Genomic DNA, 20154 nt, shown 5'->3' on the forward strand with positions numbered 1-20154 from the left:
ACATTAATGCTATGCCACCAGTAAACAACATAAAGCTCAACGATATTACACTGGAGTATAATTCGTTTGTGGACAGCCAGGTGCTTACAGCCAAGCAGCTTAATGACATTGTGGAGTTTTTTGAGGACCAGCAGCGCCTTACGCGAACCTGCTTAATAGGTGTCGGGCTGGTTTGCGGCCTTGGGTTTAAAGGCGATGCCAATGGCATTACGGTTGATAAAGGCTGCGGTGTTACTACCGATGGCGACCTGTTGTACCTGGAGCAAACCACCTACCAAAATTTTAGAAAGTACGATAACAGCAAGATACAATACCCGCCGTTTTATCCGCTGGGAACCAGCAGCCAGCAAATGAATCTGTGGGAACTGGTTGTACCTGATGGCGACGGGAACCTGCCGGCAGACAGCTTGCCGTTAAGCAGCTTTGCCGCGCAGGCCGGTAATACCGTGGACCAGATGGTGGGCCTGCTGTACCTGGAATATTACACCAAAGACCCTGATGCCTGTACCGCCATTGATTGCGATAACCAGGGAAAGAAACAGGTGGCCAAACCTAAAATACTGTTGCTAACCCCAACCAACATGACCGAGGTGATAAACCGCACCAATGCCGAGGTTATTGCCGATGACATTTATAAAAATTATTACAACGCCTATACTCAATATATTGACTTTGCAGTACTGGGCGCTAAAAGGGTGTTTTTAACCAGTACTAATATAGCCACGGCCGATAAGTTAACAAACGCCTACATCAATACGGCCAAAACCGGCACAACGGCTTTGGTGAATGCCATAAAGAGTTTGTATGACACGTTTAAGTTCGCGCTCGACAAAAATTCAAACCAGAATATTACCACCATTGTTAATACTTTCAACGCTACGTTTGCGCAAAGCATATCACCCTATAAAGCGCAGTATTTCTATGATTTTTATAAAGATCTGATTGCGGCTTATAACGAGTTGCGTGCCATTCTGGTTGATATCATTTACCAGTGCTGCCCCGACATTTATGCTTTTCCGAAACATATTATGCTGGGCTACCTTAATGCTGCAGCTACTGCCAAACCTGCTAATTACCGCCATAGTTTTTATCCTTCGCCTGTTATAGGCGATGATAAACTGCAATTAAAAAACGCAGTTAGTTTAATGGAGCGCCTGTTTTTGCTTGTGCAGAATTTTTCTGCGCCAAATAACGGCGGCAGCGACATCAAAATTACTCCGTCGTACGATTATGACCGGTTGCTGGAAGACCGCGCTATCCCTTTTTATTACAGCAATGCGGCAACCATCGCCGCCAAATGGAGCTTTGGGCGCTGGCAGCGCGGTACTGATAGGCAGGTGCCGGGTTACAATGCTTTCGCTTATGCTAATGGTAACGATATGGTATTAAATCCACTGAATTACTCGATTGACAGTAACAATTTTTTTAGGATAGAAGGGCACATCGGTAAAAAGTATGCCGACGCCCTGGAAGAGATCAACAACCAGCGCGATAATTTTAACCTGCCCTTTGATGTTGTGGCAATACGACTTGGCGAAGCGGACCTGTCAGATATTAACATAGACGATTACGCTTGCCAGTTTGACGACCTGGAAGCTGTGCTGAAAGCATTTAAAGCAGAACAAAACTGCCTTTATGCGGCCATGAGCAGGTTCTTTTCCAATTTCGATATTAAAACAGGCGCCGTTTTCAAAACCGAAGAAATGAACCAGGTGATAGGGCGCGAGTTCAAAGCAAAAGCTGCTGCACCTGCGCCAAAGACGGAAAAAGCCGGAACCCGTCCGGCCGCAGCATCTGCAAAAGAAGGTCAGCAGAATATAATAATGCCGGCTGAGATAAAGATGATGTATTCAGGCCCTAAAGTAGTAGATCAAAACTTGATGATGGGGGAGGGGGCTTTGGGTGCGGCCTTTGATTATATCCGCAAAGAGTATAACGTATCCAGTATAGCCGACTACGCTGATGAAGCGGCCAGGCGCATTGATACCGGCGGCCTGACCGACGATGAAAAAACCATAGCTGTCGATATTCCTATTCGTATCCTGGCCGGCACACGCGATATCAGCCAGTGGCTGCCTGACAGGCTGGTTGACATAGATCAGGATACGATCAATAACTACACTTCCCGTATGGATGAGCTATGCGCAATGGTAAAAAAGGCGCAAGCACAGAGCCGGGCCATATTTGCAAAAAGCAACTATACCCGCAAGGGCTTTGAGGAGGATTACGAGCTTACCTTATGGCAGCTTTCAGAAAACTGTTGCTCGGGCGAGGCACTGCAGGTATTGCTGGAAGAAATAGGACAGCGCAAACAAAAGATACTGCAGCAGCTTACGTTTTCTGCGTATGCCGCTAAACACCCCGGTTTAGAACATAAGGCAGGTGTAAACCGCGGAGGTACCTTTGTACTGGTATATGCAGGAGCTTCCGCCAAGACGCCGCCAAAAGATACGTCAACCTTAAAAAGCAGGTTAGATGAGCTTTTTGCAAAATTAAGGGAGAGCGGAAGGTTGGATATCATGACAGATACAGGCATACTCAGGGCGCTGGCCGAGGTAATTTCGCCAGAGGAAGCCGAAGATGCGCTTCGTTACTACTCGGAAGTAAGCGGGCGATCCTACACCCCGGCTAAGCTGGAAAAAATAGCGAAGCAATTGGCTGACATCGCAACTGGCAGCAAAGAAAAAAGAGGCCCCTCATTTGGACATGGCATTGGAAACTCAGGGAGCGCAATATCGCCTGACACCATTATTGCTGATTTTTGCCTGCCATATTTGTGCTGTTCCGACTGTCCGCCTATCGCCTTTATTACACCAAAAGCTAAACTTTCATTAAAGTTGCCGCAAACCATGGCGAGTTCTGACGATCCGGCATTGCCGTTTACCGCTGATCCGGCAGACGGGACGGTAAAACCTGCCGCCGGTTTTGAGGGTACCGTGGTTAAAAAGACCGATGGCTATTACTTCGATCCATCGAAAGTAAAGGACGGCTCATTTGGCAAGGTGATTAATTTTACACTGAATGATCAGCCTACCGACTGTACCATAACTGTGATAAAATACCCTGAGATTACGCCCAAAGCTGGGTTGCTCAGTCATACCGACCAGCAATTTACGGTAACACTCACGGCGACCACCAACCAAAAGCCAGGCGATAATTTTATTTATAGCTGGGATCTGGGCGACGGGCGGATTTTGACTAACCTTGCTCAGCCGGCCCCTGCAACTGCGCCGTCGTTTGTTTATGCTGATGTAAAGAATACGCATCCGGATGGCCTGCTGACCTTTAGGTTGACTGCCACAAACCAGGGGATAAGCAACACCCAGAGCTGTACCTTGCAAATAGAGTTCCCGGTTGAAAAGGCGGTTTTGAAACTGGCTGCGGATGAGGTATGCTCTGATGGCGGCTATGTGCCGTTCACCACGGTTCAGCCCACAGGGGGCAACATAACGTCGGCTACGGCAACGGTATTAAAGCAAAGCGGGCAATGGGTAATAGATCCCTCAAAAGGCCCTTTTGAAAAGGCAATTAAAGACTTCAAAGTAAATGGTTTGGCAGATGCGACATGCCAGATAACAATACACGAGCATCCTGCACCAGCCATGGATGCCCCAAGGTTTAAACCCGACGCAAAGAACCGCATCGTGGTAATGCAGATAGCGAACAAAACGGCGCATGCGGAAAACTTCGCCTTCGTGTGGGACCTGGGCGATGGAAAGCCAATAAAAACCGTGAACCTGGAGCAGCAGTTCAACATGGCAGATTATCCGCGCGGCCGTGCTATCAATGTTGTATTGAGCGCTATAAATAAAAACGATAAAAAGTGCACAGCAAGAATAACGAAGCAAATTTTAATACCCGGTTTTGAGCAAAACATAAAAGGGTTTGACAATATCATTAAAAACGCGGGCGATATGCTAACCAACCTGCGCAAAACAGCCGGCGATGCCATTGATAATCTGGAGCAAAACATTGAAAGCAGCGCCGGGAGCCTGGCCCAAAAAGCAAGAGGGGCAATTACCGAACTGACCAGGGATAACGGCACGACTGCCAAGCCTGTTGCTAAGTCTGCCAGTGACAAAGCAAAGCCAAAGAAGCCGGTTAAAAAAAGTAATCCGCCTAAATAATGCCGATACAAGGCGCACATATCATCCATCGCGTGGTGCTTCAAATTGAAGTACCGGCGCGCGGTATGGCTAAATCCATACAGGATGAGGTAATGCGCTGCTGGGATAGCGATATATTACCTCAGCTACAACAATTGCTGGATAACCTTGATAACGACAGCCATATATTGATTGAGCGGCTGGAGTTAGAATTGGGGACATTAGACAGGGAACTATTATCCTGCCAACTGCCCGGAGAAACCTTGCAGCGATTTGGTGAGACTATCGTCGATGCGATCAGCAATAATCCAGAGGAAGAAACTCAACGTTCGCTCAGTTTAGGTAGCGACGAATTGGCGTTGGAAGCATTACTCTACTTTCTGCAAAAAGGCAGTTTGCCCTGGTATATCGGCACGCAGGCGGAATGGCTGCGCCATGAACAACAATGGCTGCATAAGTTGCTGCCCGCCATTACTGCCGGGACAGGTAAAAGCCGCCAATTGTTAAACCTTTTGGCGTCATCACCCCAGTCGCTTATGCGGTTGTTTGCGCAATTTAGCGTGGAGTTCATCCGGCAGATCACCCAGACAATTTTAAACATCGATGCCGGATTTTTAAGACGGAAGAGCCTGTCATTAAAAAAAATGATCAATGCAGGTTTCAGCAACAGCGAAAAAAGCCCTTTAGAGGCGTTGCTTAACAGGGTCGATATTGATGCCATTGCGCTGTTTATGCTGCTTTGCGCAATTGACTTTAAGGTTATTAGCGATATTCAGCTTAACCATATTTTAAAACGCTTTACTGCTTTACTGCGACAGCAGTATGAAACCGGAACAACAATAAACAGGCAAAATATATTGCCCTTACTAGCAGACGCTATTGAAGAACATGCAACAAACACTTTGCCAACTAAAACGGAAGAGCCGCAGGTGGAAGCGCCTGGTAAAGGAGATGCGCTTAAAGACGTTGACGGTCTGTTTGTAAAACAGGCAGGTGTAATCATCCTGCATCCCTTCCTCGAATATTTTTTTAGAGACTTCGCGCTGGTGCATGAAGATGATTTTGCGGATGAACCTGCCCGGCAATTGGCGGTGCATCTGTTGCATTACATGGCCACCGGTAAAACTGAGGCTTTTGAGCACGACCTGCAAATGGAGAAATTTTTATGCGGATGGCCTGACGAAAAGCCTATAGAACGCCGCGTAAAACTGCCAAAAGGAATGCAAACAGAAGCCGACAACCTGTTGCGTGCAGTCATAAAGCATTGGAAGGCGCTGAAAAACACGTCGCCGGACGGTTTGCGTGAAGGCTTTTTAAGCCGGAACGGCAAACTGATAACCAACGGGGAGATGCCACGGCTGATAGTTGAGAACACCAGCCTGGATATACTATTGGCATCACTGCCATGGGGCATAGGGGTGGTAAAGCTACCCTGGATGCCAAAAATACTTTATGTTGAATGGTCATGACAAACACGCAAAAAGCAGCACCGGCAAATACCCGGCAGGCAAAAAATGCCGGCGGGGTGAACGAAAAGGCCAGTTTCTTTTCGGCCGGGCATGACTTAGATCAGCAACAGGAGCAACCATTTTTTGAGTCACAGCAGGTAAGGCGTAAAATGACAGTGAATGAGCCGGGCGATCATTTTGAAAAGCAGGCCGACCAGGTGGCGGATCGCGTGGTTAAACGTCTTAATCAGCCGAAGCCCGCTCAGCCGGCAGTTGTTGCAGCGTCGGCCACGCCGGCAGTGCAGAAAAAGGAGGAGGCTAAAGACGAGAAAAAGGAACAGGAACAGCAAAAAGGCGACAAAGACATTCAGCGCAGGCCTATATTTGAAAGCGATGCCGACCCGAACGAGGGTGATACGTTAAAACGCAAGAGTAATTCGGCTGTTCCCGACGTGCCTGTACAGACGCAGCAGCGCATTGCAAGCCGTAGAGGCGGCGGCGAACCGTTGCCTGCCAATATCCGCCGCGATATGGAAGGGGCTATGGGCGCCGACTTAAACGAGGTACGAATACACCGCGACGCCGAAGCCGTCAGCCTGAGCAACCAGTTGCAGGCCCAGGCCTTTACTCATGGAAACGATGTTTATTTTGGTGCAGGCAAATATGATACGCAAAGCCAGAGCGGTCAGCACCTGCTGGCGCATGAGTTAGCGCATACTGTACAACAGGGCGGCGGGATCAGGAAAAGAGAAAGTATTCAGCGGGTGCCGGCTATTCAGCGCACTACACCCCCGGCGCCGGCCGCTACGCCGCCGCCCGGTCCGCCATACATAGTAAATAATTACGAGTTTGACCCCACAGAGCGAACTTTCAAGATCCCTAAAATTTCTCTGCCAAGTTTTAAACAACGTAATTCAGGCAAGTTTACCTGGCCGCTGCACAGCCTGGAAGGGCGGCCTCCAACTAACCAGGTTACTAACTGGCAAAACGCAGTGCGAGGCGCTGTTAATGCGCGCGTCGCTGCTTTTCTTCAAAATGTTCAGCGTACGCCGCAGGGAACCTATTTTCTCAAATCCCGGCAAAGCCGCTTTACCGTATTTGGAACAACCGAGCAGATACAGGAAGAATCGTATATCCCGCGGTGGAACCGTTTGGGCGCGCCCAACAGCCACCAGGTTGACCATATACTGGAGATGCAGCTGGGTGGCGCAGATGGCGTGGATAACTATGAACTAACTGATGCTTTAGCCAACAATACCTCGGGCACCGGCATACAGAATGAGCGGTATGCCCGGATGCGGGCAGGGATAACCGAATTGACCACAGCTGCTGTACCCGGCGTGCCTGCATTTAACCAGCTGAGGTCCGGCTATATCATCATGTTCAAGGAGATTGATAACTGGAACCTGGCGTTTTCCGGGAACGGCGCCGTGTACTGGAATAAAACAGAGATTGAGGCAGGTACCCACTTACAGCAACTACGGGGGATGACCGCGCAGGAAGTTGCCGACGCACAGGGCAGCGCGCAGGAACTGGCCATTTACGTTACGGAACACGCGGGTACGCCCCGCAAAATACCCATCGGTTTTAGCGGGGTAGTTAATAACTGGATACCCGGACTTGACCTGACAGGTATGACTAATATTCCAAATGCAGCTGATGGAGCAAATTTTGGTACGATAACCCTGCAGCTAAATCAAGCCTATTCCAATAGCTTAAGGGCCGGGCGCTCGCTTACTATTCCCTATAACAAAACTGCAGGCTTGCTTAATACCGGAAATCTGGTTTTCAACCGGGCGCTCTCGGCAGCACGGAACATGCTCAATTTTGTAGGACTGAGCCCTATTGAAATTGATATGATGGAACTGAACGATACAAAAGGAATGGTAATAAGAGGGCGTATTATTACCGATATACCCATTTTGCAGGGTGCAAATGTCGATCTTTTGGTTGAAGGACAGGATATCTCCATATCAAAAACCTTTGATTTAGGCGAAGTAAGAAATTTCCCGGCGCCATTTACAGTTAAGGATATAAGCGTAAGTGTTTTTGCAAGTACACAGCGGGGCCTGGGTGTTGAGGGTAAGATTATGTTCGAGATACAAAACCTTGGCACAGGCGAGCTGACGGGTATTGGCGCAACGGGTACGGGCTTTGGTCTCAGGGGAAAATTCGATTTCGATCCGAACGTATTCGATTCAAACATTACCGCGCGGTATATGAACCAGCAGTTTTCGGTTGAGGGCGAAGCCCGCATCGGCGCCGGTAAAATACGCGGACTCAAAAGCGCAACCATCAATATTGGTTATGCCGAAGGTACCCTGACCGCCTCCGGCTCGGCCGAGCCGGATATGAAGGGTATCAAGGAAGCCTCAATAAACGTAACATATGGTAACGATCAGCTTACTATCGGCGGGGCATTCCAGTTAGACGAAAACATACCCGGCATACAAAGCGGTAATGGTAATGTACAGGTTACCCGCACGGCTGACGGAACTTACCGTGTACAGGCTAATGGCACAGCAGTGCCCAAAATACCCAACATCAACACTTCGCTATCCATCAGCTATGACGACGGGGCCATTACTGTTGAAGGCAGCGCTTCTTACACCGCCGACAGGGTGTCGGGCAACGTTACCGTTGGCGCCACCAACCGGGCTATCGGGGCCGATGGCACACCATCAGGCCCTGCGGGCGATAATTTTACTGCCTATGGTTCGGGCACGCTTACGCTGCGCGTAACAGAATGGCTGCAAGCCAGTGCCACAGTGCGCGTAACTCCAATCGGCGAAATTGAGGTGGTAGGGCGGCTGGAACTGCCTTCGGCGGTGGATGTGTTCCCGCGCAAGTCTATTCATAAAAACCTGTTCACTGCGCCCACCATACAAATTCCGTTGTTTGCCATACCACTGGGTCCGCGCAGTATCGGTTTGGTGGCTACCATTAACGGCGGCCTCGATTTTGAGGCAGGTATAGGCCCTGGCCAGCTGCGCAATGTATTTGGCGAGATACAGTTTAACCCCTCACATCCGGACCAGACACGCATCAGTGGCGGGGCACAGTTTGTTATACCGGCCAACGCTGGGCTGCAACTGCATGCCGATCTGGGTATCGGCCTTAGTATCGCCGCAGCGAGTGTTACCGGCGGTATTGAAATCAGGGGCGGTTTAGGTTTGGAAGGCGAAGCAAGTGCTTCGGTGGATCTGTCGTGGTCGCCCACGGCAGGTTTTGAATTTACCGCTACAGGCGAAGTAGAAGTTCATCCAAAGTTTACGTTTGATGTAAATGCGCTGCTGCGTGCGTCGCTTGATCTGGGTATCACCAGTCTGAGCAAAGAGTGGCGGCATAACCTGGTATCCTTCAGCTATGGTCCGGACCTGCAGCTGAGGGTTACATTCCCGGTGCATTACAAAGACGGCGAAGCCTTCGATATATCAACAGATGACATACAGGTAACTTATCCGGATATAAACATTCCTGAGATAGCCGGCGGGCTGGCTGATCAGGTTAAAAATGCGATACTATGACTACCGACGAGTTAACAGAACTGATAAACCAGGGAGCCATGCAGCAATTGCGTGGGGACGTTGCCGGCGCACATCAAACCTACTTAAAAGCGCTGGAAGTGAATAGCCGGAATGTTACCCTGTTAAATAATATCGGCATGCTCCATTATCAGCAGCAACAGTTTGCGGACGCTTTGCCTTATTTTGAGCAGGCGACAACGGTTGATTCCGGTAATGCTTCGGCCTGGCTGAATATGGGCAATACGCTGGTACTGCTTGGCCGGTACGAAGAAGCGCTGCATGCGTATAAACAGAGCTTAAATAAACATGCCGGCAATTTTGAAGCGTGGGAAGGATTGGCCAAGCTGTACATGCTGGCCGGCGACATGGAAAGCGCCGCCAATTGCTGGCAGCAGGCACTTGAGCTGCAGCCGGCCAATGCCGCTCTGCAATTGGGGTTAGCCCAGGTGTATCTGTCGGCCGGTAAGGTAAATGATGCCATGCTGATTGCGCAACAGGTGCTTTCGGCAGAACCACAACATGCCCGGGCACTGCAAACGGCAGGGCTGGCCAGCCTTGTTAATAAAAACTATGGTATGGCCATTGGCTATTTCAGGCAGTTTTTAGGATTACAGCCGGATGATACTTCGGTGCGCAATCACCTGGCTGTTGCATTGATACAAACCGGAGATATAACCGGCGGCTTGAAGGAATATGAGATGATCATCAGGCTTGACCCGGACAACGAGGAAGTGCGGCTTAATGCCGGTGTGCTTTACCTGAGCTTTAACCGCTGGAACGATGCTTTGCAACAATTTGAGCATATCCTGGGCACAAAAACTGAAAATGCAAAAGCCAAGCTATATAAAGGCATTGCGCTGGGCCATTTGCAACGACGCGGTGATGCCACAGAAGTATTTGAAGAACTGATAAAAAACGGGGGTACAGAGTGGGCGGCGCATGCCAAACGGCAACTGGACCTATTGAAAAACTTAAATTGATTTTAACATGAAATCGACCCAAACACGCCGCCCGCTTCAACAGCACGCGGCCGAAAAAACCGATCAGCCATTCCTGGGAAAAAGTCAACAGAAGAGAGACAGCCGCGATGCTTTTTTTCAGGCAAAGAAAATTGACGGCAACCAGGATAGTGCGCTTGAAAATGAAGCGGACGCTGTAGCGCATCAGGTAGTAAGCCAGCAGCAACAAACTACACGGTCGGCACAAACCATGGGCAAAATGGGGGTGCAGAAAAAAGGCGACGACAAAGAAAAAGACCCCAAAGCCACTCAAAAGAAAGAACAAAAAGACGATAAGGACAAAGACGTGCAAAAAAAAGGCGAAGAAGATAAAAAGGATAAAGATACGCAGAAAAAGGAGGCGAAGGACGACAAGGATAAGGACGTGCAAAAGAAGAGCGCCGACGAGGAAAAAGATGCGAAAGCAGTGCAGCAAAAAGAAGCTAAAGACGACAAAGATAAGGACGTGCAGAAAAAAAACGACGAGGACAAAAAGGATAAAGATGTACAAAAGAAGGAGGCTAAGGATGAAAAAGAGGATACGGCTCCGCAGAAAAAAGAGGAAAAGCCTGGCGGCGGTGTAGAAAAAACCGAGGGCAGGCCTGAAAGTAGTGACGCCAAATTTGAACGCCTGCTAAACGAAAGCAAAGGTGGCGGTTCACCGCTGCCGGCCAGGGTGCGAAGCCAGCTGGAGCACCAGATGAATGCCAATTTTGAAAAAGTGCGCATACACTCGGGCCAGGATGCAGTAGAGCTATGCAACCTGTCAAAAGCACAGGCGTTTACCCACGGCGCCGACATTTATTTCAATTCGGCTAAGTTCGACCCCGGGAGCACATCAGGCATGACACTGCTTGTTCATGAGCTTACCCACGTAATACAGCAGAACGGCCCCGGAAAATAATGTTTTATGGTAGATGTTGTACAATTAAAAACCTATCTGCAATATGCAGCAGGGTGCCTGAAAGCCAGGCTGGATCTTGCCTTTGGTAAACAGTCTGCCTATTTGCCTGACCTGCCGCCACGGATAACAAAACCGGCAGAAGGCATTGATGCGCTGATTGAAAAATACAACCTGGGTATTAATGAACTTATTGTGCTGATGCTGGCACTTGCTCCGCATTTACAAGTTGATTTTTTTGATGAGATAATACAGCCTTACATGACCGAATCGGGCGATTTTCAGAAGATCGGGGGCGTTCGCAGCAATACCGGGCGCAATTTTTTACCTACCGGGCAAACCGCCGCTTTCATCATAGCCGGCAACGATCTGGAAAAAGCGCTTGAAGTTGCGGCCCTGTTTCATCATGAACATGTTTTCAGCAGGCATCATATTTTGAGCCTCGGCGATGTTACAGAAGGCGAGCCAATGTTATCGGGCCGCATTATTTTGCACGACGAGTATATAGAATTGCTCACAACAGGAAGGCAGGCAATTCCCCGGTTAAGCATGCATTTTCCGGCGCAACATCTGGAAACCCCACTGCTTTGGGACGACCTGGTGCTAAACCAGTCTACCCGCCGGCAAATTGCCGAGCTGGAGCACTGGGTAAGCTATAACAAGGTGTTGATGGACGATTGGGGTATGCAACGGCAGCTTAAGCCCGGCTACCGGGCGCTGTTTCATGGTCCGCCGGGCACAGGCAAAACGCTTACAGCTACATTGCTCGGCAAGTATACCAATAAGCCCGTTTTCCGGATCGACCTCTCAATGATCGTTTCAAAATTCATTGGCGAGACAGAAAAGAACCTGTCGCAGCTCTTCGCCCGCGCCGAAAATAAGGACTGGATCTTATTTTTTGACGAAGCAGATGCCCTGTTTGGTAAGCGCACCAACGTAAAGGACTCGCATGACAAATATGCCAACCAGGAAGCTTCTTACCTTCTGCAACGCGTTGAGCAACACGATGGGTTGGTTATACTGGCCACTAATTTTAAAAACAATATCGACGAAGCCTTTATGCGCCGCTTTCAATCGGTAGTTCATTTCCCAATGCCCAATGCCGACGAACGCTATCGCATGTGGAAAAATCTATTCCCGCAAAAAGCCAGGCTTAATGGTGATGTTAACCTTGAACATATCGCCCGAAGGTATGAATTAAGCGGCTCAGGTATATTAAACGTAGTTCAATATGTCTGCCTGCAGGCTTTGGCCGGAAAGGCCGATCACGTAACCGGTGAGTTAATTATATCCGGCATTGAACGCGAGTACACCAAAGAAAACCGGGTATGGTAAATTATACTGATATGTAAAATATTGCGCAGTATATGTGCAATTAAATAGCTTATTATACATTTTGCTATACAATTCCCAATTATCGCTTTTTACCGGAAAATAAATACCTAGATTTACTTACAGGCCATAAAAGTCAACTAAGTCGCTGCTTATTTTAATTATTTACACAGCTGATCAGATGCATTATTAATTATTCAATAATTTAATCTCATGGATTATGATTGATAAAAATAAACCAATGGACGCTGATGTAAGCCAGGCTGCTTCAGGCCCGGAAGATGCCGAAGCCGCTGCCGATGAAAACGCCCCGATAGATACAACTATAGAGGAACAACAAAAGACGGACTTGACGCCCGATAAAAACACCCCGATAGACATAACTATAGAGGAACAAACAAAAACCGGCCTGACGCGCGATAAAAACACTCCGATAGATTAATTACCGGGCGTATTTTGGTCTGACAATTATTGAACGATCTTGTCTTTGATTTTTCAGTAAAACATAACATGTATTCTAATAAAAATAATTGTGTAAGTAGCTATGCGACAATTCAGTTATGCACAATTGATCTTTATCCTTATTTTTTCAATTCAACACGCGAAGGGCTGCTCTAACAAAGCGATTGTCACGATTTTAACGCCTGATGTTAAGAGTGTCGGCGACTCGTCCCGGATTGCATTCCTGATTAACAAAAGCATGAAATTACAGCAGTCGCATCCCGACAGCTCGTTCATTTTTGCGCAGGAAGCACTAACGATAGCAAGAAATGCCCATAACGAAGCCGCCGAAGCCATTAGCCTCAACAGGCTGGGTGTTGTTTTATGGAAAAACGGCAAATATGACCGTGCTTTGCAGTGTTTGCTTGCCTCATTAAAAATAAGAGAGGCCCGGAAAGATTTGAGAGGGCAATTGGCCTGTTTAAATAATATCGGGATCCTCTATTCAGATCAAAATGAAAATATAAAAGCCTTAACTTACCACTTCAAGGCTAAGGCAATCGCCGAATCGCTGCGTGACAAAAAACGGTTGAGCATAGTTTTATCTAATATCGGCAACTGCTACAGCAAGCTTAACAAAATCGTTCTGGCGCTCACTTATGAAATGAATGCCTACACACTGCAGCAAAATTTACCCGACCATACGATGCTGCCCAGTACTTTGTCCATATTAGGAGATATTTATTACAAAATGAACCATAGGGCATTGGCTCTTGATTATTACCGGTTAAGCGCGATTTATGCAATTTCCAATAATAATTGGAGCGATTTAGCCGATACCTATAACAGCATCGCTTTATTATATAAAAATAGTTCTCAAGTGGACTCAAGTACCTTTTATGCCAAAAAAGCGCTGTCGGCAGCACAGCAATCAGCATACCCGATTGGCATATATAACGCCAGTAATACCCTTGCCCAGTTATATAGCGGCAAGAATGATCATCTTGAACTATTTTACTTTAAAACAGCTACTGCTGCAAAAGACAGCATGTTCAATGCGGAAAAGATCAAACAAATTCAAATTATGAGTTTTAATGAAGCCACCCGCCAGGCAGAAATCGCCGAAGAAAAACAGCGGGAAGCTGATGAAAGGATAAATAACCTGCAATTGATAGGGATAGCTATTTTTATTCCTTCACTGTTTTTTGCTGTGCTATTGTTAAGCAAAAGCAAAATACACCGAAGGGTGATCGAATTCCTGAGTGTGCTTTCGCTATTACTTACGTTCGAATTTATCACGCTGTTTATTCATCCCTTTGTACAACTTATCAGCAACCACTTACCCATTATTGAATTGGCTATCCTGGTGGTGCTTGCTTCTGTATTGGTACCGCTCCATCACCGGTTGACACATTGGATGCATGAAAAGCTTGTTCAGGCGCACCGTCATCTGCCGCCTGTCCCGGGAGCAAACGAGCCGAGCGCTCCGGTATCCGGTCCTGAAATTGATAGTCAAAAATAAAGGTTGAACTGTGGCCGGTTATATGGTTAGCGCCCCTTTACATCAACAATAACAAAACTTCAGGCCGGTAAAACAAAAGTCCTCAGGAATTAATCTGAAAGCCTTTTGTGGTGCAGACTACACAAATAACAAACCACTCCCTCTCTGATTTCCGTCGAATAGCGAATTTGGACTTGTAAGATATTTGGTTCAATATTGTGCGTATATTTATATATATGTCAGAACAACTTACAGATCTTACTCCCGAAGATAAACTAATAAAAGGCAACTGGCTATTTGATGGCAAAGAAATGTCAAGCGACCACAATTGTAAAAGAATCGATTGGCTAATTAATAATAGATTGATAAAGGTTAATTCTAAAGATAACGGATGGACAACTGTTTATATTGATCCGAATGACTCTCGTTATTGGGAATTGACCTATCCGCAAGGCGAATTTCAAGGCGGTGGGCCACCAATTCTTCAAAATATTGGAGTTGTCGAATCAGCTCCTCCTAACTTCACCCAATTTTTATTACGGGATTTTAAAATTCTATCGACCGGAAATGATGGCGGACATAGATATGTTGAGACGCTTGTTACATATAATGGTAACCCAAGGCGCTTGACCGTATTCTTCGAAAACAAGTCGAATGAAAATTTATTGAGTGTTAATAAGCCGTTCATAGCGCAAGGAATTATTCAAGATGACGGTGAACAATATGGTTTGCTCTTAAGAGAAAGTTTATTTATTAATTTATCGTAGAAACATCGCTATAATCATTATAAAATAAAAACTTTCGCAAGTGTTTAGCTACTTGCAAAAGTTTGTGGTGCAGACTTTAATTAGAACACAATATTTCTTTCATGATTTGAAAAGATCGGCAGATTTAGACTTAAATTGAAAACGGTTCAAATTGTTTGCCGACTTAATAAACTCAATTGTCTTTCTTGGTAATTTTCTACAATTAGATATGTAAATTTACCAATAGACAATTATCAAATTATTATCACACTTACTAACATGAGATGTAACCACTTTTTTTTATTGACATTAGCCAGCCTACTTTTATTTAGTTGTGAGCCTCCCACTAATCAATCGAATGCGACTACGGAAAGTAAACCTGCCGTATCGGCTATTTCTGAACAAGGGTATACGGTGATTACAACTACTAAGCTTACCACGGCTAAGGCAACTAAACAATTTAAAGCTAAAGACCGGAATAATACTCAATTTGCGTTAGATCGAAATTCGATGCAAGAAAAGGAGGAAAATTTCAAAATAAAATTATCAGACTCGCGAGTTTTAGTTTGCGACATGAACGATCGTATAATGAAAGATTTATCCGTAATAAAAAAATGGGTAGACAAATCTGGACCTTCCACAGTATATGATCTAAAGGATAAAAACGACGTTGAGTACTCATTAGATCACTACATTGATATTGAAAAAAAGGACTTTCTTGCGTTTAGATTTTCTAAATCATTAGAAACATATACCAACGAATAAAATATCATGCAATACAGCTGGTACGAGTTTGTACCTCAAAATAAAAAAGCCTTCAGAAAATCTGAAGGCTTAATAAACTTTTTTGAATAAATTGACCACGTGGTCTTTATGTGGTGCAGACTTTAATTATAACAAACCATTTCTTCTATGATCTAAAGAGATTGGCAGATTTAGACTTAAAATGAAACTGGTTCAAATGACTACTAATTACTCGGTTTATTTGGCCGATTTACATGATTCAGAATGCTAAATTTGTTATTGGCAATTAAGTCTTATCATGAATTACAATTTTTCAACTTTAAACGATAAAGAATTTGAACAGATATGTAGGGATTTATTAAATGCAGAATTCAAACTCGGTTTGCAAGCATTTAAAGTCGGAAAAGATGGCGGCATTGATCTGCGACGATCAACAGCCAATTTTAAAAACGACATTGTTGTGCAGGCTAAACACTATATCGGTTCTGGATTTGCCCAGCTCAAACACGTACTCCTAAAACCAGAAACAAAAGACAACATTACGCAATTATCGCCTCAACGATATATCGTATGCACGTCGCTCGCTCTTTCCGTCAAAGAAAAAGATATTCTGAAAGCTGGTTTAGAGCCATACATTCAAACGGCAAACGATGTATTTTCCCAGGATGATTTGAACGAGTTGCTCATTAAACATCCGGAAATTGAAAGAAAATATTTTAAGCTATGGTTTTCAAGTATAGAAGTATTAAATGCCGTATTATATAATGCGATAGAGGGTAGAACCAAATACCATCTTCAACAAATTGAAAAAAAAATTAAGTTTTATGTGATCACGAAAAAGCTGGATCAGGCACTTTCTACTTTACAAAAAAAGAAATTACTACTGATCACCGGTCAGCCCGGAATAGGAAAAACAACGCTTGCCGATATCATTCTTTTCGAACGGGCAAAGCGTGGGATGAATATCTACAAAATCGAAAATATCCGTGAGGCAGAAGATGTTATTTCAGTCAATGATGAGGAGAAACAAGTGTTCTATTTTGACGATTTCTTAGGCGCGAATTACTTTGAAATCGTCAATGCACAAAAAACCGAAACACAACTGACCTCTTTTGTCGAACGTATCAAAAATACACCTAACAAATATTTGATCCTTACTACGCGAACAATCATATTAAATCAGGCCAGCGAACGGTATGAAAAAATTGGCCAATCCAGACTATCCAATCAGCAATTTGAGATTAAACTTACAGATTACAGTAAATTGGAGAAGGCGCAAATACTTTACAATCACTTGTATTTTAGAAAGATCGATCAGTCTCTATACGAAAGCATCTTGAACGAAAAGTTTTATAAAAAGATTATCAGCCATAAAAACTATACGCCCCGGATTATTGAATTTATAACAGATCATTCAAGAATTGCAGGTTTAAGCCCAAGTTCGTATCAACAATATATTTTGAACAACTTGAATAACCCCAAAGAAATCTGGCGTTATTCCTTCAATAACCAAATCGAATACCTGGATCGATGTTTATTGACGACACTATTTACCTTTGACGGCAATGGCTATCAAACTTCCTTACGCGCTGCGTTTGAAAAGCGATTGGCCTATGAAAAGAGCGAACACAATCAAATCATCGAAAGCAATCAATTTGAAAATTCAATTAAGATATTGCTGAATGGCTTTATTACATCGGTTTTACACGATACCACTCCGCCCATTCGTCACTATCAATTTATCAACCCCTCGCTCGCCGATTTTCTCATCGGTTATCTAGCCGAGTCTTACACAGAACGGAAAAGCGTCGTTACCAGTTTAAAATACATTGAACAGTTAGATCGTTTTAACTCGGAAAAATCTCCAATTCCATTTGAAAAAGAGCTTCAGTTGATGATTCGGAACATGATCGCCAAAAATCAACTTTCTATCCTTTATACTACCAAAGATTTCACCGAAAATAAAAGAAATGCCATCATATTGGAAACACTGTGTAGATATTGTTCAGATGTAAATTTTGATAATATTGCAATAAAGCACTTCCAACTGATCGGTTATGAAAGTCCATGGCTCAGCATCGTTGAAAGGATCATCTATTTCCTCGTCCACTTGAATGACGCGCCAGAAACACAAGCTTATATCACCGCAAATTTCAAACGAATCATCGACCAGGTCATTAAAAGCATCGATGACGAAAATCAAGCGAAAAAGATTCCCGAAATATTTGCACATTACGAGATCGATTTTGAGGAGTATTCAGAAGAAAAAAGCGGAAATAAAAATTTGATGCACTTAGTGGGGTCTGTGTTACGTACAAAAGAAAACGACCTAAAAGTTCAAAATCGTAAGGAAGTGAAAGACTTTGATGATGTCAATTACATGATTTATGATGAATTAGACAGTATAAAGTCAAGCTTGCTGAACACGCTTTTCCCCTATACCCACATTGATTATGACTTTGGAATAGCTATTGACGAAAATTATTGGACGGAGCAAATTGATTATAACCTTGCAAGTGAGGAAGAAGCTGCAGGGGATGAATATGATTATTACAGTGACGCTATGGCCGAAAGGGCAAGTGAGGATAAGATGATCGATGATTTATTTGAACAAGAATAATTTGCCAATGACCTTATAGCGCCGGCAGACGGCCCATCTGGCCATTCGAGCTATATTTAATGATGCCGCTTGTCAAAGCCACCAAATAATAAATAAAAAGCCTCCTGAAATAATCAGGAGGCCTATAAAAAACTTTTTTAAATTAAATCCCATGTGGGATATTTTGTGGTATCAGCTGGAATCGAACCAGCGACACAAGGATTTTCAGTCCTTTGCTCTACCAACTGAGCTATGATACCGTCCCGATTGGGATTGCAAATGTAGCGTTTTTTTTATTTCAGACTATATTTTTTTCAAAAAAGATGTAAGTGCCTGAAATAAAGCGTAATTATTTGTTGTGCAATACAAAATGTTTCTAAATGGTCAAACAACTTCGGGCCTTTTCGACTTTACTGACTTTCGGACTCAAATCATTTTATCTTTACAACAATAACTATAACTTTGGCAAAATTACTATGCACGCATAATGATTGCACAACTACTGTTTATCGTCATCCTGGCTGCAGCCATTTATTTATTCAGTAAAAATGTTGCCAAGGTAAGGCGCAATATTCTGCTTGGCCGTCCTGCCGACCGCTCCGACAATCCGGCCCTGCGCTGGAAAACGATGGCAAAAATAGCATTGGGCCAAACTAAAATGGTAAAACGCCCGCTGGCGGCAGTAATGCACTTCTTCATTTATGTGGGCTTTATCATTATTAACCTGGAAGTGCTGGAGATAATGATTGACGGTATTTTTGGCTCGCACCGCATTTTCTCGAAACCCCTGGGCGGCTTATACAACCTGCTTATCGGTGGCTTTGAGGGGCTTGCTGTGCTGGTGCTAATCGCCTGTATCGTATTCCTTTGCCGGCGAAATATCATCCGGTTGAAACGCTTTAGCGGCACGGAGATGACGGAATGGCCAAAATCCGACGCAAACTATATCCTCATCATAGAGATATTGCTGATGACCGCATTTCTCACCATGAACGCCGCGGACTATAAATTGCAGGCTTTAAATTTCGGTCACTATATAAAAGCGGGCAGTTTCCCGGTGAGTTCTCTGATTGCGCCCTTGCTGCCGGATCACGCTCACAGCCTCGAAATAATCGAGCGGGGATGCTGGTGGTTCCATATCATCGGCATACTGGCGTTTTTAAATTACCTGCCGTATTCAAAGCATTTTCATATCCTGCTGGCTTTTCCAAACACTTATTATTCAAACCTTCACCCTAAGGGAGAATTCACCAATATGGCTTCGGTGACCGGCGAGGTCAAAGCCATGCTCGATCCATCTTTTGTTCCTGAAACTTCCGGCGAGCCCCAGCGTTTCGGCGTAAAGGACGCTACCGACCTGACGTGGAAAAATCTGATGGAAGCATACACTTGTACCGAGTGCGGCAGGTGTACTTCTGTTTGCCCGGCAAATATTACCGGCAAGCTTTTGTCGCCGCGCAAGATCATGATGGATACCCGCGACAGGATAACAGAGATAGGTAAAAATATCGACAGGAATGGCAAAGATTTTACTGACGGAAAATCTCTTCTTGATAATTATATTACCCGTGAGGAGCTTTGGGCCTGCACCAGCTGCAATGCCTGCGTGGAAGCCTGTCCCGTAAATATTAACCCGCTGGAGATTATAACCGAAATGCGACGCTATATTGTAATGGAAGAATCGCAGGCCCCGGCCAGCCTGAACAATATGTTTGGCAACGTGGAGAATAACGGCGCGCCATGGAAATATAGCCCGGCAGACAGATTTAATTGGGCGGGAAACGAGTAGGCGGTTAACAGTAACCGGCTGG

12 protein-coding genes and 1 tRNA gene are annotated in these 20154 nt (G+C 45.2%); 12 read left to right on the forward strand and 1 reads right to left on the reverse strand.

Annotation, left to right across the window (positions count from 1 at the left end; all coding sequences use genetic code 11):
• The first annotated feature begins 11 nt into the window (after positions 1-11).
• From Q3W13_RS06050 to Q3W13_RS06100, 11 genes are all read left to right on the forward strand, one after another.
• Positions 12-4127, forward strand: coding sequence for a PKD domain-containing protein (locus tag Q3W13_RS06050; protein WP_302862129.1), 4116 nt, complete (start codon positions 12-14; stop codon positions 4125-4127).
• The gene (locus Q3W13_RS06055) at positions 4127-5575 is read left to right on the forward strand and encodes a contractile injection system tape measure protein (protein WP_302862130.1); all 1449 of its coding nucleotides are present in this window, start codon (positions 4127-4129) and stop codon (positions 5573-5575) included. Before Q3W13_RS06050 ends, Q3W13_RS06055 begins: the two co-directional genes overlap by 1 nt.
• The gene (locus Q3W13_RS06060) at positions 5572-9081 is read left to right on the forward strand and encodes a DUF4157 domain-containing protein (RefSeq protein WP_302862132.1); all 3510 of its coding nucleotides are present in this window, start codon (positions 5572-5574) and stop codon (positions 9079-9081) included. The genes Q3W13_RS06055 and Q3W13_RS06060 overlap by 4 nt, the downstream gene beginning before the upstream one ends.
• Positions 9078-10061: a tetratricopeptide repeat protein gene (locus Q3W13_RS06065; RefSeq protein WP_302862134.1), complete on the forward strand. Its 984-nt coding sequence runs from the start codon at positions 9078-9080 to the stop codon at positions 10059-10061. Before Q3W13_RS06060 ends, Q3W13_RS06065 begins: the two co-directional genes overlap by 4 nt.
• A gap of 7 nt (positions 10062-10068) precedes the next feature.
• Positions 10069-10983: a DUF4157 domain-containing protein gene (locus tag Q3W13_RS06070; protein WP_302862135.1), complete on the forward strand. Its 915-nt coding sequence runs from the start codon at positions 10069-10071 to the stop codon at positions 10981-10983.
• A gap of 6 nt (positions 10984-10989) precedes the next feature.
• The gene (locus Q3W13_RS06075; protein WP_302862136.1) at positions 10990-12315 is read left to right on the forward strand and encodes an ATP-binding protein; all 1326 of its coding nucleotides are present in this window, start codon (positions 10990-10992) and stop codon (positions 12313-12315) included.
• A gap of 217 nt (positions 12316-12532) precedes the next feature.
• The gene (locus Q3W13_RS06080) at positions 12533-12754 is read left to right on the forward strand and encodes a hypothetical protein (protein ID WP_302862138.1); all 222 of its coding nucleotides are present in this window, start codon (positions 12533-12535) and stop codon (positions 12752-12754) included.
• A gap of 258 nt (positions 12755-13012) precedes the next feature.
• Positions 13013-14275: a tetratricopeptide repeat protein gene (locus tag Q3W13_RS06085; protein ID WP_302862140.1), complete on the forward strand. Its 1263-nt coding sequence runs from the start codon at positions 13013-13015 to the stop codon at positions 14273-14275.
• A gap of 215 nt (positions 14276-14490) precedes the next feature.
• Positions 14491-15021 (forward strand): Imm27 family immunity protein, encoded by a 531-nt coding sequence (locus Q3W13_RS06090; RefSeq protein ID WP_302862141.1) that lies wholly within the window; start codon positions 14491-14493, stop codon positions 15019-15021.
• Positions 15022-15279: 258 nt separating this feature from the next.
• Complete coding sequence (locus Q3W13_RS06095; protein ID WP_302862143.1) at positions 15280-15765, forward strand: hypothetical protein; 486 nt, start codon at positions 15280-15282, stop codon at positions 15763-15765.
• 277 nt (positions 15766-16042) lie between these two features.
• Positions 16043-18364 (forward strand): restriction endonuclease, encoded by a 2322-nt coding sequence (locus tag Q3W13_RS06100; protein ID WP_302862145.1) that lies wholly within the window; start codon positions 16043-16045, stop codon positions 18362-18364.
• Between the two features lie 166 nt (positions 18365-18530).
• On the opposite strand, the gene Q3W13_RS06105 is transcribed toward Q3W13_RS06100, so the two are convergent.
• Positions 18531-18603 (reverse strand) — tRNA-Phe (locus tag Q3W13_RS06105).
• A gap of 227 nt (positions 18604-18830) precedes the next feature.
• On the opposite strand from Q3W13_RS06105, the gene Q3W13_RS06110 reads away from it, so the two are divergent.
• On the forward strand, positions 18831-20132 hold the full coding sequence (locus Q3W13_RS06110; RefSeq protein ID WP_302862147.1) for a (Fe-S)-binding protein: 1302 nt from the start codon (positions 18831-18833) through the stop codon (positions 20130-20132).
• Positions 20133-20154: the final 22 nt, after the last annotated feature.

The sequence above is a fragment of the Mucilaginibacter sp. L3T2-6 genome, from assembly GCF_030519355.1.
GTDB lineage: Bacteria > Bacteroidota > Bacteroidia > Sphingobacteriales > Sphingobacteriaceae > Mucilaginibacter.

Bases quoted from the DNA above. Each gene is read 5' to 3' on its own strand.
- Q3W13_RS06050 (WP_302862129.1), top strand. From the start codon at position 12: ATGCCACCAGTAAACAACATAAAGCTCAACGATATTACACTGGAGTAT.
- Q3W13_RS06070 (WP_302862135.1), top strand. From the start codon at position 10,069: ATGAAATCGACCCAAACACGCCGCCCGCTTCAACAGCACGCGGCCGAA.
- Q3W13_RS06055 (WP_302862130.1), top strand. From the start codon at position 4,127: ATGCCGATACAAGGCGCACATATCATCCATCGCGTGGTGCTTCAAATT.
- Q3W13_RS06060 (WP_302862132.1), top strand. From the start codon at position 5,572: ATGACAAACACGCAAAAAGCAGCACCGGCAAATACCCGGCAGGCAAAA.
- Q3W13_RS06090 (WP_302862141.1), top strand. From the start codon at position 14,491: ATGTCAGAACAACTTACAGATCTTACTCCCGAAGATAAACTAATAAAA.
- Q3W13_RS06095 (WP_302862143.1), top strand. From the start codon at position 15,280: ATGAGATGTAACCACTTTTTTTTATTGACATTAGCCAGCCTACTTTTA.
- Q3W13_RS06075 (WP_302862136.1), top strand. From the start codon at position 10,990: ATGGTAGATGTTGTACAATTAAAAACCTATCTGCAATATGCAGCAGGG.
- Q3W13_RS06065 (WP_302862134.1), top strand. From the start codon at position 9,078: ATGACTACCGACGAGTTAACAGAACTGATAAACCAGGGAGCCATGCAG.
- Q3W13_RS06100 (WP_302862145.1), top strand. From the start codon at position 16,043: ATGAATTACAATTTTTCAACTTTAAACGATAAAGAATTTGAACAGATA.
- Q3W13_RS06080 (WP_302862138.1), top strand. From the start codon at position 12,533: ATGATTGATAAAAATAAACCAATGGACGCTGATGTAAGCCAGGCTGCT.
- Q3W13_RS06085 (WP_302862140.1), top strand. From the start codon at position 13,013: ATGAAATTACAGCAGTCGCATCCCGACAGCTCGTTCATTTTTGCGCAG.
- Q3W13_RS06110 (WP_302862147.1), top strand. From the start codon at position 18,831: ATGATTGCACAACTACTGTTTATCGTCATCCTGGCTGCAGCCATTTAT.